This is a genomic window from Rhizobium sp. NZLR8, from assembly GCF_019685025.1.
In the GTDB taxonomy this organism is placed as follows: Bacteria; Pseudomonadota; Alphaproteobacteria; order Rhizobiales; family Rhizobiaceae; genus Rhizobium.
Genome location: NZ_JABDVY010000001.1, coordinates 758,528 through 772,722, shown reverse-complemented (window position 1 = coordinate 772,722; position 14,195 = coordinate 758,528). Strand labels below are relative to the sequence as shown.

Genomic DNA, 14,195 nt, shown 5'->3' with positions numbered 1-14,195 from the left:
CTATCCTCACGCCGCCGCCGTCAACCTCTCCCCTGCAATGCGGTAAGAAATCGCTTCGGCGAGATGGAGGCGGCCGACCGTCGGTTTGCCGTCGAGGTCGGCGAGGGTGCGGGCGACCTTGAGGACGCGGTGGTAGCCACGGGCGGAGAATTTCATCTTTTCGGCGGCGTCGCGCAGCAGCTGCAGGCCGCCGGCATCGGGTTCGGCGAGTTTCTCGATCATTGCGGTGGAGCAGCGGGCATTGGTGCCGATGCCCTTTGCGCCGGCGGCCTCGAAGCGCTCCTGCTGGATCTCGCGGGCGCGGGCGACGCGGCGGGCGACGTCGGCGCTGGCCTCAGCGGCCATCGGCCGGATCAGATCAGCGGCGGAGACGGCCGGCACGTCGATGCGGATATCGATGCGGTCCATCAGCGGGCCGGAGATGCGGGCCTGATAATCGCTCATGCAGCGCGGGCCACGGGCGCAAGTATGGCCGGGCTCGCCGGCCATGCCGCATCGGCAGGGGTTCATCGCTGCGATCAGCTGGAATTTCGCCGGATAGGAGACGCGGTGATTGGCGCGGGCGATGACGCATTCGCCGCCTTCGAGCGGCTGGCGCAGCGCATCTAACGCCTGCGGGGTAAATTCGGGAAACTCGTCGAGGAAGAGCACACCGTGATGGGCAAGCGAGGCCTCGCCCGGCCGGGCGCGGATGCCGCCGCCGACGAGGGCGGCCATGGTGGCGGAATGGTGCGGCGTGCGAAAAGGCCGGCGGTCGGAAAGCTTGCCGCCGGAGAGCTGGCCGGCGATCGAATGGACCATCGAAACCTCGAGCAGCTCGGCGGGCGAGAGCGGCGGCAGGATCGACGGCAGTCTTGACGCCAGCATCGACTTGCCGGAACCGGGAGGGCCGACCATCAAGAGATTATGGCCGCCGGCGGCTGCTAGCTCGAGCGCCCGCTTGGCGCTTTCCTGGCCCTTGATCTCGGCAAGGTCCGGCAGGTTGGCGGCATTGGCGCGGATCGATGCCTCCGGTCGGGTGAGCACCTGCGTGCCGCGGAAATGATTGGCAAGGGCAATCAGGCTGCGGGGTGCGAGAATATTGACCTCGGCGCCGGCCCAGGCGGCTTCGGCGCCGCTTTCGGCCGGGCAGATCAGCCCCTTGCCGAGCCCATTGGCGCCGATCGCCGCCGGCAGCGCGCCCGATATGGCGGCAATCGTGCCGTCGAGGTTGAGTTCACCAACGACGACATACTCCGCCAGCGCATCGGCAGGGATGGCGCCGAGCGCCGCCATCAGCGCCAGCGCGATCGGCAGGTCGAAATGTGAGCCTTCTTTCGGCAGATCGGCCGGCGCCAGGTTGACGGTCACCCGCTTGGCCGGCAGCGCCAGGCCGGAGGCGTGAAGGGCGGCCTGCACACGTTCGCGGCTTTCGGCCACCGCCTTATCAGGCAGGCCGACGATCTGCATGCCGACTTTGCCGGGAGCGACCATGACCTGGACCTCGACCGGCACACCTTCGATGCCCTGAAATGCCACCGTACTGACACGCGCGACCATAAACCCATCCCCCTGCCCGCAAACTCTTATACCGCCCGCAACCCTTCCGGGCCAGCAGTTGCAATCTGGCATGGAAACAGGAATAAAACAAGAACACGATGGGAACATAGTCAGATGTAGACTGTGACCGGAGTTGTGCCCGGTCATAGCAGGCGCGGGTGGCTCGCGCGCCAAGCTTAGCCGCGCTTGCGCTCGATCGCATCCCAGAGCAGACTGGCGATATCGGCGCCGCCGAATTTCTTGACCTCGCGGATGCCTGTGGGCGAGGTGACGTTGATCTCGGTCATGTAATCGCCGATCACATCGATGCCAACGAGCAGGAAGCCGCGTTCTCTGAGCGCTGGGCCAATGCGGTCGCAGATTTCCTGTTCGCGCGGCGTCAGCTCAGTCGCCTCGGCGCGGCCGCCGACATGCATGTTGGAGCGGCTGTCATGTTCGGCCGGCACGCGGTTGATGGCGCCGGCAAATTCGCCGTCGACCAGGATGATGCGTTTGTCGCCCTTGCGCACGTCGGGCAGATATTGCTGGGCGATGAAGGGCTCGCGGAAAAGCTGGCCGAACATCTCAAGCAGCGACGATAGGTTGCGGTCGTCGCGGGTCGAATGGAAGACACCGGCGCCGCCATTGCCGTAGAGCGGCTTCAAGATGATGTCGCCCATCTCGTCGCGGAAGCGGCGGATTTCGGCGGCATCCTTGGTGATCAGCGTCTTCGGCATCAGGTCGGCGAATTCGGTAACGAAGATCTTCTCCGGCGAATTGCGCACCCAGGCCGGATCGTTGACGACCAGCGTCTTCGGGTGGATGCGCTCGAGCAGATGCGTCGAAGTGATATAGGCCATGTCGAAGGGCGGGTCCTGGCGCAGCAGCACGACATCCATGGTCGAAAGATCGACGCGCTCCGGCGCGCCGAGTTCAAAGTGATCGCCCTTGACATCGCGCAGCAGCATCGGCTCGACGCTGGCATAGAGCTTGCCGTCGCGAAAACTCAGGCGCTCGGGCGTATAATGGAATAGCCTGTAGCCGCGCACTTGCGCTTCCAGGCTCATGGCGAAGGTGGAGTCACCTGCAATATTGATGCCGGCGACATGGTCCATCTGGACCGCTACATTGGTGATCTTGGCCATTTCCGTCCCTCGCTGAATGCCGGACAGATGTAGGTCGGAGAGATATCAAACGCAACGGCCAATCAAGGGCTTCGCGTTTCGAGGATCCGCATCAGCCGGCCGCGATAGCTGTCGAGAATGACGGCAAGCACGATGACGGCGCCGATGACGATCGGCTTGATATTGTCGTCGGCGCCGAGAAGCTGCAATCCGGTCGACAGGACCTGCAGAATGCAGGCGCCGACCAGCGTGCCGATGATCGAGCCTTTGCCGCCCGAGAGGCTGGTGCCGCCGATGATGACGGCAGCGATGGCATTCAGCTCATAACCGATGCCGGCAACCGGGCTGCCGACATTGAGGCGGAGCAGATAGACCATGGCGGCGATGCCGGCGGTCAGCCCGGAAATGGTGAAGACCGCGATCTTGTATTTTTTCGGCTGATGTCCCGAGAGCCGAACGGCCTCTTCATTGGTGCCGATGGCGAAGACGAAACGGCCGAAGACGGTATAACGCAGCACGAACCAGCCGATGAGGACGACGACGACCGCAATCAAAAAGATCGATGGGAGTATGCCCCAGAAGATCAGGTTGCCGAAATCGACGAAAGGCTGCGGCAGGCCGGTGATAGTCGAATTGTCGCTGACGACGCGCGCCAGGCCGCTGGCGACGTTGAGCATGCCGAGCGTGACGATGAAGGAGGGAAGCTTCCACTTCTCGCAGATCCAGCCGTTGACGGCGCCAAGCACAGCGCCGGTGCCCATCGCGGCAAGACAAGCGAGAATAATCGCCTGCCATGGCGAAAACATCGGATTGATCATGATCGTTGCGCCGATCACCGTGCAAAGGGCAAGCAGCGAGCCGACCGAAAGATCGATGCCGCCGACCAGGATGACGAAGGTCATGCCCGCAGCAAGCACGGTGTTGATGGCAATCTGCACGAAGATCTTCAGGAAATTCTCCGGCGTCGCGAAATAGGGCGCGGTCGCCGAGAAAAACGCCAGGATCAGAATGAGGGCGATGGCGACGCCCGCCTCCTTCATCGAGATCCGGATAAGCTTGTCCCAGAAGCGCGCCTCTTTTGCCTCGGTCTGTTTTTCAATGTTGGCGGACACGACTGTACTCCTTGTAGGCGAGCGACAGGATCCTGCTCTCGTCAAATTGTTCGCGAGCGATTTCGCCGGATATTTTGCCGTCGGAGAAAACGATGATGCGATGGCAAATGCCGATCAGCTCCGGCAGATCCGAAGATACCACCAGCACACCTTTTCCTTCGGCGGCAAATTTCCACAACAGCTCATAAATCTCGGCCTTCGCACCGACGTCGATGCCGCGGGTCGGCTCATCGAAGATCAGCACCTTGGGGCCGCGGAACAGCCATTTGGCGATGACCACCTTTTGCTGATTGCCGCCGGAAAAGGTCCTGACGGCCTGATGGATGGAGGGCGTCTTGATCCGCAGCTCGCGCACCAGGCGCTGGGCGTGATCATCCTCCGCTTTGCCGCTGATCAGGCCGTTGCGGGAGATCTTGGCGAGATCGGTTATCGTGGAGTTTTGGGCGCAGCTCATGTCGAGCATCAGGCCCTGCATCTTGCGGTCTTCGGTTGCCAGGCACAGCCCGGCCGCAACGGCATCCTTCGGCGAATTGATTTCGACCAGCTCGCCATTCAGACGGATTTCGCCGGATGCCTTGACGTCGGCGCCGAAGAGAGCCCGAACCGCCTCGGTGCGGCCGCTGCCGACAAGGCCGGCAATGCCGACGATTTCGCCCTTGGCGACGGAAAAGGACAGTTCCGGGCTGTTGCGGTTCACCTTCAGGCCGGAAACGCCGAGCGCTTCGCCAGATACGATGCTGTCGCCTTTAAAAATGCCGTGATCGGAAAGCTTGCGCCCGACCATCAGCTCGACGATGTCAGGGATAGCCAATCCCGCCAGCGGACGGGTAATCACATGCTGGCCGTCGCGCAGCACCGTCACGTCGTCACCGACGTCGAAGATCTCCTCCAGCCGGTGTGAGATATAGAGCGTGGTGACGCCACGCCGCTTCAGGCGCTTCAGAATTTCGAAGAGGCGATCGACCTCCTTGGAGGTCAGAGTTGCCGTCGGTTCGTCGAGAACGAGAAGCTTGCTTTCGTAACAAAGCGCCTTGGCGATCTCGACCAGTTGCAGCTGCGCGACGCTGAGGCTGCCTGCCAGCGTCGTCGGGGCAACGTCGAGACCGACCTCTTCGAGGAGTTCGGCCGCCCTGGCGTTCATCGCCTTATAGTTCACCAGGCCATATCGGCGCGGCAGATGCTCAAACAAGAGATTTTCGGCAACCGTCAGGTTGGACAGCGGGTGCAGTTCTTGGTGAATGACGCGGATGCCGGCCTTGAACGCCTCCAGCGGCGAGGAGGGATGGTAAGGTTTGCCGTCAAATAGAATATGGCCGTCATCCGGCCTGAAGACGCCGCCGAGCAGATTGATCAGCGTCGACTTTCCGGCACCGTTCTCGCCCAGGAGAACGTGCCCCTTGCCGCGGCTGATCCGCATCGAGACATCCTTGAGGGCCACGACGCCGGGGAAGCGCTTGCCGATCCTTTCCAGTCTCAGGATATCGTCATCTGCTGCGTCTGACACGTCGACCTCATGCACGATTGGAGCAATTCCAGGAAAAGTGTGAAGCGGTTTTCCCAGGCAAAGCGCGAAGTGCTTTTGCCGGGAATTGCGTAAAAACAAAAAGCTAGAGCGGTTCTGCGCTTCCATCAAAAGCTGAAGCGCTCTAGGCGATCCTCCACGAAAGGCGCATCGGAGAGGCTCGAAACAAGCCTCTTCCGGAGCGATCAACGCGTCGATCGGTTGGTAGTCGTTGGCGCCGACAGCAAGCCGGCGCCTCTTTGCCTTGTCGTCGGTAATCCCGATTATTTCAGATCGGCTGCTGTGACGAGCTTGACGTCGGTCTTGACCCAGCCGGTGAATTTTTCGCCGGCAAGTTCCCGCATGCCATAGTCGATGCCCATGACCGCCATCTGCGCGCCGTACTGTTCGACGGTGGCGAGCATCTTGCCATCCTTGATCAGCGGCTGAACGGGCGGAATGTTGTCGAAGCCGACAACCTTGATCTTGCCGGCCTGGCCGGCCGCATCGAGAGCCTTGACGACGCCGAGGGCCATGGAGTCGTTGGCGGCCATGACGCCCTTGATATCCTTATATTTCGTCAGGAAATTGGTCATGACGGTGTTGGCTTCCTCCGTCTCCCAATGGGCGGTCTTGCTGTCAAGAAGCTCAAGCTTGCCGGTTTTGATGGAACCCATGAAGCCTTCCTTGCGCTCCTTGCCATTGTCGGCCTCGGGGTTGCCCTCGAGGATGACCACCTTGGCGCCGGGTCCGAGGTCCTTGGCAAGCGCATCGCCCGCAAGCTTTGCGCCTTCCTTGTTGTCTGGCCCGAAGAACGCCAGATCGATACCGGCTGCCTTCTTGGCACCGGCATCAAGCGGCACGTCGATGTTGATGACCTTGACGCCGGCCTTAACCGCCTTTGCCAGCGGCGTGGCCATTGCCTTTGAATCGGCCGGCGCCACAACGATGATATCGTATTTCTGGGTGACGAAGTTCTCGACGGCATCGACCTGCGAGGCGAAATCACGCTCGTCCTTCATGCCGACGGCCTTGAAGTCGAACTTGTCCTTGTTTTCGGCCGCATATTTGTCGGCGCCGGCCTTCATCTGCTTGAAGAACTCATTCGACAGGGATTTCATGATCAAGCCGACCTTCGGCTTCTCGGCCGCAAAGGCAGGCGACACGCTGCAGGACAGCGCCAGCACCAATGTGCCGGCGAGGCCGAGCTTCAGGGCCGCACGGCGCGGTGCATTGATCAAGACGGATTCACGCTTAGAATTGGACATTTTTTCCTCCCGAACGGCTCTGGGCTCAGCTCCATCTGAGTTGCCCGCGGCAAATGAACCGTTTCCAACACGCACTGGGTAACACGCCCCTAGGAATTGTCAAGATGACTTTGATGAGGCAAGCAGCTCAAAGAAGCGGCAATTTTCTTCCCTTTAGTGACGTGTATGATGAACCGGTTCCATTGAGTGATGCACTGCCTTCATGCTATGAGAGACGGCCATGATGAGTGACGCGCAGCCCTTTGACTGGGGCGGAAAAGACCATTAGCTGGAAGCCGCAGTCATGCGCCCTCGGGCGTCTTGCGAAGGCAAAGATGAAGGGCAACTGTTTCTGTCATGTCAAAGGTCGGGATTAGAGAGGTTGCCACGCTTGCGGGAGTTTCCACCGGCACCGTTTCGAGGGTTTTGAACGACCATCCCTCGGTGACCAAGGAGTTGCGGGCACGCGTCACCGGGATCATCAAAGACCTCGGCTATATGCCCGACCCGTCGGCGCGAAGCATGCGCAGCAAGGTCAGCCGCCTGATCGGCATCGTCATTCCGGATCTGACCAATCCGTTCTTCTCGGAACTCGTGCAATCGGCGGAACAAGCGGCGGCCAATCACGGCTACAATATCATCGTCATGACCTCCCTTGATCATGCCGCCAAGGAAGCCGATCGCATCCAGCAGCTGACGAGCCGTAAGGTCGACGGCATCATCCTCGTTCCGAGCAATGATTTCCATACGATCAAGCTGCCGAAGGGATTGCCGATCGTCGTCGTCGACCGTCTGATGCCAGGATATTCCGGCATTGCCGCCGATCACCGCAATGGCGTTCGCCTTGGCGTCGAGCATCTTGTCAAGCTTGGGCATCGCCGCATCGGCTTCATCTCAGGGCCTGGGCATTCCGTCCCCGCCAATGACCGCCTCATGGGTTATCTCGACGCATTGGAGCAGATGGACGGCGGCGCAAAAACGGCAGGGCCGCCCCTGATTGCCGAGGCGGCTTTCGACTATGAGAGCGGTCGTTCGGCGGGGAATTACCTTCTGGCCCGGGCCCGCAACGAGCGGCCGACGGCGATCTTTGCAAGTTCGGACCAGCAGGCAATCGGCTGCATGCGGGCCGCGCATGACCTGGGAATCCCGGTCCCTGCCGCCCTTTCCATCATGGGCTTCGACGGTATCCCGCTCGCCAGCATGACGACGCCGCGGCTGACGACGGTAAAGCAGCCGATTCAAGACGTGGCCGCGGCTGCGGTGGCCGTTCTTTTGAACAAGCAGACCGCGCCCGAACTCGACAATCCGATCCTGTTTGCATGCGAGGTTCTAAACGGGGAAACCACCGCCCCGCCCCAGCCGGATTAACGCACACCCGGCGGCCCTGCTCAGGCAGCGATGCCCTGGTTGCCGCTATTGCGCAGCATGTTGCGGAGGCGATAGGCGATCGCCAAGGGTTTCGGAAACGGCTTGCGCAGGAAGGCGACCTTGCGGACATAGTTGTCGATCCGCCAGCTCGCCCAGGTGCCGCCGGCAAAAAACGCGACGTCGCCGGCGCAAAGCGTTCGTTCGGTGCCGTCCTCGGCGGTGATATGGACCTCGCCTTCGAGGATCATCACGGTCTCGTCCCAACCGAAATACCAGCGGAATTCGCCGGCGGTGCAGTCCCAGATCGCCGTCAGCGAGGCCTCGTCATGGCCGCGCGAATGTTCGGCGGTGCGGGCCTGCGGATTGCCGCTGACGATCCAGTCCGGATTGATCGGCGAAGGCTTCAGCGGCAGCAGGTCGCTTGCATGCGCGACGAAAGATTTCCCCGCCGGCTTCGCCACGGCATAAGGCACCGAGCGCGCCGCCATGGCGACCGCACTTGCAAGCATCAGCTTCCAGGCCATGAACAACCCCCAATTGTTATCCCTACCGAGGGGGTAGCAGAGAGTCGTAAGAACCTGGTTCACGCGGGGACTAAAAGTTTAACGATTGGGACGGCGATCTTGAAAGGCGGGCTAAAGCCCTTTGTTTTTATGCATGTCGTTGTCCCGGAACCGCTGCACACTTCCGGGCGACATGCATTAGAAAGCGTCTTGAAAGTGCCGCGGCAGCCGGCCGGGCGTGACCGCGACGATATCATAGCGCTGGGAAAGACGGGCCTGATCCGCCTGGCGGGCGAGCCAGAGATCGCTTGCCGCTCGTATCCGTTTTTGGGCAGAGACAGAGACGGCGTCGACGGCTGCGGCTTCGCCATGGCGGGCCTTGACCTCGACGAAGACAGCGAGATCGCCTTTGCGGGCGATAATGTCGATCTCGCCGAACCGGGTGCGGTGGCGCAGCGCCAGGATGCGGTAACCCTTCAGCATCAGAAAGAGAGCGGCGACATATTCCGACATCAGCCCCCGGCGCAGCGCTTTTCTTCTTATGGCGGTGAGGTCGTTATCGCCCATCGGCGCCCTTCAGCTCCAGCAGGCGCTGGTAGAGCACCTTGCGCGGCAGGCCAGTGAGACGGGCCGCCTCGGTCGCCGCCTTGGCCGTCGGCATGGTCTTGACGAGATCGGCCAGCACGGCTTCGACATCGGCCTCCGGCGTTTCCACAGGCTCGGGCGGGCCGACGACGAGGACGATCTCGCCCTTGACGTTTTCCACCTGCTGATAATGCGCGGCAAGCTCACCAAGCGTGCCGCGGCGGAATTCCTCATAGGTCTTGGTCAGTTCACGGCAGACGGAGGCAGGCCGGGTGCTGCCCAGCACATCGGCGGCGGCCAGAAGCGTGGCGCCGATACGGTGCGGCGATTCAAAGAAGATCAGCGTTGCCGGGGCTGCGGCTAATTCGCCAAGACGATCGCGGCGGGCCTTGTCCTTGACCGGCAGGAAACCGGCAAACAAAAAGGCATCGTTCGGCAGGCCGGAGCCGACAAGGGCTGCAAGCGGTGCCGAGGCGCCGGGAATGGGGATGACGCGGTGACCTGCCGTGATCGCCTGCTGCGCCAGCCGATAGCCCGGGTCGGAGACCAGCGGCGTGCCGGCATCCGACACCAGCGCCACCGAGCGGCCGGCCTCCAGCGCCTGGATGAGCCGCGGGCCGGCCTCATCGGCATTGTATTCGTGATAGGCGAAGGGACGGTTCTGGATGCCATAGCGGTCAAGCAGAACGCGGGTGACGCGCGTATCCTCGCAGGCAAGCACATCGGCGCCGGCCAGCGTTTCCAGCGCGCGCAGGGTGATGTCGCCGAGATTGCCGATCGGCGTGGCGACCAGATAAAGCGCCGGTTCCAGCGGCCGCGCCGGCACCGCCAGATTGTGCAGGCGGAAGCTTCGCCGGTTGGCGGTCTGCTCTGTCGTTTCCTCATTCATGCCATTTGCTTTCGTCCCGCCGTCATCGCGCCTTTATGGGCGAGCGGCGCAGCTTCGGCAAGGGTTCGGATTTCTGTGCGCATTGCGCTGGAAAACCGCAAATGCAGGCGCCTGGCCCTGCATGCCTCTTGCAAACCGATGCTGAAGTCTGCCATTTTGCCCGTCCACTCCCCCGGCCCAGGCCGGGAAAGCATTCTTCGGGTGCTCGATGCGCCCGGACAGTCACGGTCGAAAGCGGTAGCATCCCATGCGTATTACTATTGAGCGGTCAAACCTGTTGAAATCGCTGAACCACGTGCACCGCGTGGTCGAACGTCGCAACACGATCCCGATCCTGTCCAACGTATTGCTGAAGGCCGATGGCCAGAACCTTGACATGAAGGCGACCGACCTCGACCTCGAGATTACCGAGGCGACGCCGGCAAGCGTCGAGCAGGCCGGCGCCACCACCGTTCCCGCCCATCTTCTCTACGATATCGTGCGCAAACTTTCCGACGGATCGGAAGTGCTGCTGGCGACCAGCGCCGACGGCGGCTCGATGACCGTGCAGTCCGGCCGCTCGAAATTCTCGCTGCAGTGCCTGCCGCAATCGGACTTCCCGGATCTGACCGCCGGCACCTTCACGCATTCCTTCAAGCTGAAGGCGGCCGATCTGAAAATGCTGATCGACCGCACGCAATTCGCGATCTCGACTGAGGAGACCCGCTATTATCTCAACGGCATTTTCTTCCATACGATCGAGAGCAAGGGCGACCTGAAGCTCAGGGCGGTCGCCACCGACGGCCACCGGCTGGCGCGCGCCGATGTCGATGCGCCCTCCGGCTCCGAAGGCATGCCCGGCATCATCATTCCGCGCAAGACGGTCGGCGAACTGCAGAAGCTGGTCGACAATCCTGAAGTGATGGTGACCGTCGAGGTCTCCGACGCCAAGATCCGCCTGACAATCGGCTCGATCGTCATGACCTCAAAACTGATCGACGGCACCTTCCCGGACTACCAGCGGGTCATCCCGACGGGCAACGACAAGGAAATGCGCGTCGACTGCACGACCTTCGCCCAGGCCGTCGACCGCGTCTCGACCATCTCGTCCGAACGCGGCCGCGCCGTGAAGCTGGCGCTTTCCGAGGGGCAGTTGACGCTGACCGTCAACAATCCGGATTCCGGCAGTGCGACCGAGGAAGTCGCCGTCGGCTACGACACGGATGCGATGGAAATCGGCTTCAATGCCAAATACCTGCTCGACATTACCGCGCAACTTTCCGGCGAAGAGGCGATCTTCCTGCTGGCCGATGCCGGCTCGCCGACGCTGATCCGCGATACGGCGGGCGACGATGCGCTCTACGTGCTGATGCCGATGCGCGTCTGACGGGAACGAAGGCCTCCCGTCTCCGTTTTTCCTCCTGTCGAAGCGGAGAATCCGATGATGACAAACACGGGAACGGTGCGCATCGGCGTATCCGGCTGGACCTATGCGCCCTGGCGCGGCCAATTCTACCCGGAGGATCTGCCGCAGAAGCAGGAGCTCTCCTACGCCGCCCGACACTTCCCGTCGATCGAGATCAACGGCACTTTCTACAGTCTGCAGCGTTCCGAAAGCTTCGGCCGCTGGCGCGATGAAACACCGGATGATTTCGTCTTCGCGGTCAAGGGGCCGCGCTTCATTACCCATATGCTGCGGCTGCGCGAGATCGAGACGGCGCTCGCCAATTTCCTTGCCTCCGGCCTGTTGCGGCTCGGCCCGAAGCTTGGGCCGATCCTCTGGCAATTTCCACCCACCATGGCCTTCGATGCCGATCTTTTCGAAAACTTCCTGGCGCTGCTGCCGCAGGACCGCGATGCGGCGACAGCACTTGCCAAGCGGCATGACGGGCATGTCAAGGGAAGGGCCTGGCTTCGAAGCGATGGCGATCAGCCGATCCGCCACGCGCTTGAAATCCGCCACGACAGCTTCCGCTCTGCCGCCTTCATCGAGATGCTTAGACGCCACAACGTCGCGCTCGTCTGCGCCGACACGGTGGAATGGCCGCTGCTGATGGATGTCACCGCCGATTTCATCTATTGCCGCCTGCATGGCTCCGAACAGCTCTATGTCAGCGGCTACGAGGACGAGGCCCTCGACCTCTGGGCAGACCGGATCCGCTCCTGGGCAACCGGCGGAGAACCGGAAAATGCGACGCGGGTGCTGGCGCCGCTTACGCCGCGCAACACGGTCCGCGACGTCTATCTCTATTTCGACAATACCGACAAGAAGCTGCGCGCGCCCATCGACGCCGATCATCTGAGCGAAAGGCTTGCCGATCTCATGCCGCGTTCGGCGCCGAAAGCCGCATGAGCTGTTGATGCCGATGTCCTTGTTGCGAAAATCCTTGTCCCGCGAGCGACAACCGGCATATTAAGGCATTCGATCAACGTGCGGATGGGTGGAGAATGCGCTTACGAGTCAAGGTGAAGGAACACCTCGGGAAGAGATTCGATGAGGAAATCCGTTTCTTCCGGGGCATGATGCAGGGGCCGAAGACGGTGGGCTCGATCGTGCCGACCTCCTCGATTACCGCCAAGCGCATGGCAAGCGTCATCGACATGCATTCCGGCCTGCCGGTGCTCGAACTCGGACCGGGCACGGGCGCCATCACCAAGGCTATCCTCGGCCGCGGTGTGAAGCCGGACAATCTGGTCGCGATCGAATATTCGACGGATTTCCACCAGCATCTGCAGCGCGCCTATCCCGGCGTACACTTCATCAACGGCGATGCCTTCGATCTTCAGGCAACGCTCGGCGAATTCGGCGACCGCACGTTCGATTGCGTCATCTCGTGCATTCCGCTTCTGAACTTCCCGATGGCGATGCGGGTGTCGCTGCTCGAAAGCCTGCTCGACCGCCTGCCTCCGGGCCGGCCGGTGGTGCAGATTTCCTATGGTGCGATCTCGCCGATCGCCGCCAATCCCGACCGCTACCATATTCAGCATTTCGACTTCGTCATGCGCAACATTCCGCCGGCGCAGCTCTGGATCTATCGGCGCGGCTGAGATGTTCGGGCTCTACATCACCCATCCGCAGGTCCGGATCGACGCCAACGTGCCGGTGCCGAAATGGGGGCTTTCCGATGTCGGCGCGGTGCGCGCCCGCAAGGCAGCGGAGAGCATCTGGGCGCGGCAGTTGCGGCGCATCGTCTCCAGCGACGAGACGAAGGCGATCGAGACAGCCGAAATTCTGGCAGAAGCCGCCGGCGTGACGATCGAGATCGTCCACGGCATGCACGAGAACGACCGTTCGGCCACCGGCTTCCTACCGCCGCCGCAATTCGAAGAGGCGGCCAACTGGTTCTTCGCCCATCCGGAAGAGAGCTTCAAAGGCTGGGAACGCGCCGTCGATGCGCAGCGCCGCATCGTCGAGGCGGTGAAGAGCGTTCTTGCCACACATGATGCGACAGCGCCGATCGCCTTCGTCGGCCATGGCGGCGTCGGCACGCTGCTCAAATGCCATCTGGCGGGCAAGCCGATCGGCCGCGACCGCGACCAGCCGGGCGGCGGTGGCAATCTCTATGCTTTCGGCCTTGCGGATCGGCTCCTATCATGCGACTGGACACCCATCGAAGACTGGCAGGGGTGACTTCAGATGGACGCACGCGAGCGGTTGATCGTCGGCCTGGATGTTCCAACGATCGACGAGGCGGAAAGACTGGTTTCAACGCTCGGCGACGACATTGTCTTCTATAAGATCGGCTATCAGCTGGTCTTTGCCGGCGGCCTCGAATTTGCCCGCGACCTTGCCGCAAGCGGCAAGAAGGTCTTTCTCGACATGAAGCTGCTCGACATCGACAACACGGTTGCGTCAGGCGTCGAGAACATCGCCAAGATGGGCATGTCGATGCTGACGCTGCACGCCTATCCGAAGGCGATGAAGGCGGCAGTCGAGGCAGCGGCCGGTTCCAGCCTCTGCCTGCTCGGCGTCACCGTGCTGACCTCGATGGATGCCGACGACCTTGCCGATGCCGGCTATAGCCAAGATCCGCACAGCCTGGTGCTGCGCCGCGCCGGACAGGCGCGAGTTGCCGGCATGGGCGGCATCGTCTGCTCAGCGGCGGAGGCGGCCGAGGTGCGCGAGATCGTCGGGCCCGACATGGCAATCGTCACCCCCGGCATTCGACCGACCGGCAGCGACCATGGCGACCAGAAGCGGGTGATGACGCCGTTCGACGCGCTGAAGGCGGGGGCGACGCATCTCGTCGTTGCCCGGCCGATCGTCAAGGCGCCCGATCCCCGGCAAGCGGCCCGCGCCGTCCTCAACGAAATGGTCGGCGCGCTCTGGCCGGCAAACCGCTGACAGAACCCAACACAAAAGGGAGAA

At 62.2% G+C, this 14,195-nt stretch carries 14 protein-coding genes; 6 read left to right on the top strand and 8 right to left on the bottom strand.

What is annotated here, in order from left to right; translation table 11 throughout:
* Nucleotides 1-6: 6 nt before the first annotated feature.
* The 5 genes from HJB89_RS03755 to HJB89_RS03735 all read right to left on the bottom strand — a co-directional run bounded on the left by HJB89_RS03755 (nucleotide 7) and on the right by HJB89_RS03735 (nucleotide 6,523).
* A complete protein-coding gene (locus HJB89_RS03755) occupies nucleotides 7-1,539 on the bottom strand; it encodes a YifB family Mg chelatase-like AAA ATPase (RefSeq protein ID WP_221148960.1) in 1,533 nt (510 codons plus the stop codon).
* 176 nt (nucleotides 1,540-1,715) lie between these two features.
* Nucleotides 1,716-2,663: a glutathione synthase gene (gene gshB / locus HJB89_RS03750; protein WP_207582597.1), complete on the bottom strand. Its 948-nt coding sequence runs from the start codon at nucleotides 2,661-2,663 to the stop codon at nucleotides 1,716-1,718.
* Nucleotides 2,664-2,725: 62 nt separating this feature from the next.
* Nucleotides 2,726-3,754, bottom strand: a complete 1,029-nt coding sequence (locus HJB89_RS03745; protein WP_207582596.1) for an ABC transporter permease — start codon at nucleotides 3,752-3,754, stop codon at nucleotides 2,726-2,728.
* Entirely contained in the window at nucleotides 3,738-5,258 is a 1,521-nt protein-coding gene (locus HJB89_RS03740) for a sugar ABC transporter ATP-binding protein (RefSeq protein WP_207582595.1), read from the bottom strand. The genes HJB89_RS03745 and HJB89_RS03740 overlap by 17 nt, the downstream gene beginning before the upstream one ends.
* 281 nt (nucleotides 5,259-5,539) lie before the next feature.
* Nucleotides 5,540-6,523, bottom strand: coding sequence for a sugar ABC transporter substrate-binding protein (locus HJB89_RS03735; protein WP_221116693.1), 984 nt, complete (start codon nucleotides 6,521-6,523; stop codon nucleotides 5,540-5,542).
* Between the two features lie 336 nt (nucleotides 6,524-6,859).
* Between HJB89_RS03735 and HJB89_RS03730 the strand changes: the two genes are divergently transcribed.
* Nucleotides 6,860-7,870 carry a LacI family DNA-binding transcriptional regulator gene (locus tag HJB89_RS03730; RefSeq protein WP_221116692.1) on the top strand — a complete coding sequence of 337 codons (1,011 nt, stop codon included), beginning with the start codon at nucleotides 6,860-6,862 and terminating at the stop codon, nucleotides 7,868-7,870.
* A 20-nt stretch (nucleotides 7,871-7,890) separates the two neighbouring features.
* Here the strand turns inward: HJB89_RS03730 and HJB89_RS03725 are convergent, their stop codons facing one another.
* The 3 genes from HJB89_RS03725 to rsmI form a co-directional block, all read right to left on the bottom strand.
* A complete protein-coding gene (locus tag HJB89_RS03725; RefSeq protein WP_221116691.1) occupies nucleotides 7,891-8,394 on the bottom strand; it encodes a cupin domain-containing protein in 504 nt (167 codons plus the stop codon).
* 177 nt (nucleotides 8,395-8,571) lie between these two features.
* On the bottom strand, nucleotides 8,572-8,940 hold the full coding sequence (locus HJB89_RS03720; protein WP_207582591.1) for a YraN family protein: 369 nt from the start codon (nucleotides 8,938-8,940) through the stop codon (nucleotides 8,572-8,574).
* Complete coding sequence (gene rsmI / locus HJB89_RS03715) at nucleotides 8,930-9,847, bottom strand: 16S rRNA (cytidine(1402)-2'-O)-methyltransferase (protein WP_221148959.1); 918 nt, start codon at nucleotides 9,845-9,847, stop codon at nucleotides 8,930-8,932. The genes HJB89_RS03720 and rsmI overlap by 11 nt, the downstream gene beginning before the upstream one ends.
* A gap of 247 nt (nucleotides 9,848-10,094) precedes the next feature.
* Between rsmI and dnaN the strand changes: the two genes are divergently transcribed.
* From dnaN to pyrF, 5 genes are all read left to right on the top strand, one after another.
* The gene (dnaN, locus tag HJB89_RS03710; protein ID WP_207582589.1) at nucleotides 10,095-11,213 is read left to right on the top strand and encodes a DNA polymerase III subunit beta; all 1,119 of its coding nucleotides are present in this window, start codon (nucleotides 10,095-10,097) and stop codon (nucleotides 11,211-11,213) included.
* Nucleotides 11,214-11,267: 54 nt separating this feature from the next.
* On the top strand, nucleotides 11,268-12,179 hold the full coding sequence (locus HJB89_RS03705; protein ID WP_221148958.1) for a DUF72 domain-containing protein: 912 nt from the start codon (nucleotides 11,268-11,270) through the stop codon (nucleotides 12,177-12,179).
* 95 nt (nucleotides 12,180-12,274) lie between these two features.
* Entirely contained in the window at nucleotides 12,275-12,874 is a 600-nt protein-coding gene (pmtA, locus tag HJB89_RS03700) for a phospholipid N-methyltransferase PmtA (RefSeq protein WP_221148957.1), read from the top strand.
* Between the two features lies 1 nt (nucleotide 12,875).
* A complete protein-coding gene (locus tag HJB89_RS03695) occupies nucleotides 12,876-13,457 on the top strand; it encodes a histidine phosphatase family protein (RefSeq protein WP_221116688.1) in 582 nt (193 codons plus the stop codon).
* Between the two features lie 6 nt (nucleotides 13,458-13,463).
* Complete coding sequence (pyrF, locus tag HJB89_RS03690) at nucleotides 13,464-14,171, top strand: orotidine-5'-phosphate decarboxylase (protein WP_221116687.1); 708 nt, start codon at nucleotides 13,464-13,466, stop codon at nucleotides 14,169-14,171.
* Nucleotides 14,172-14,195 lie beyond the last annotated feature (24 nt).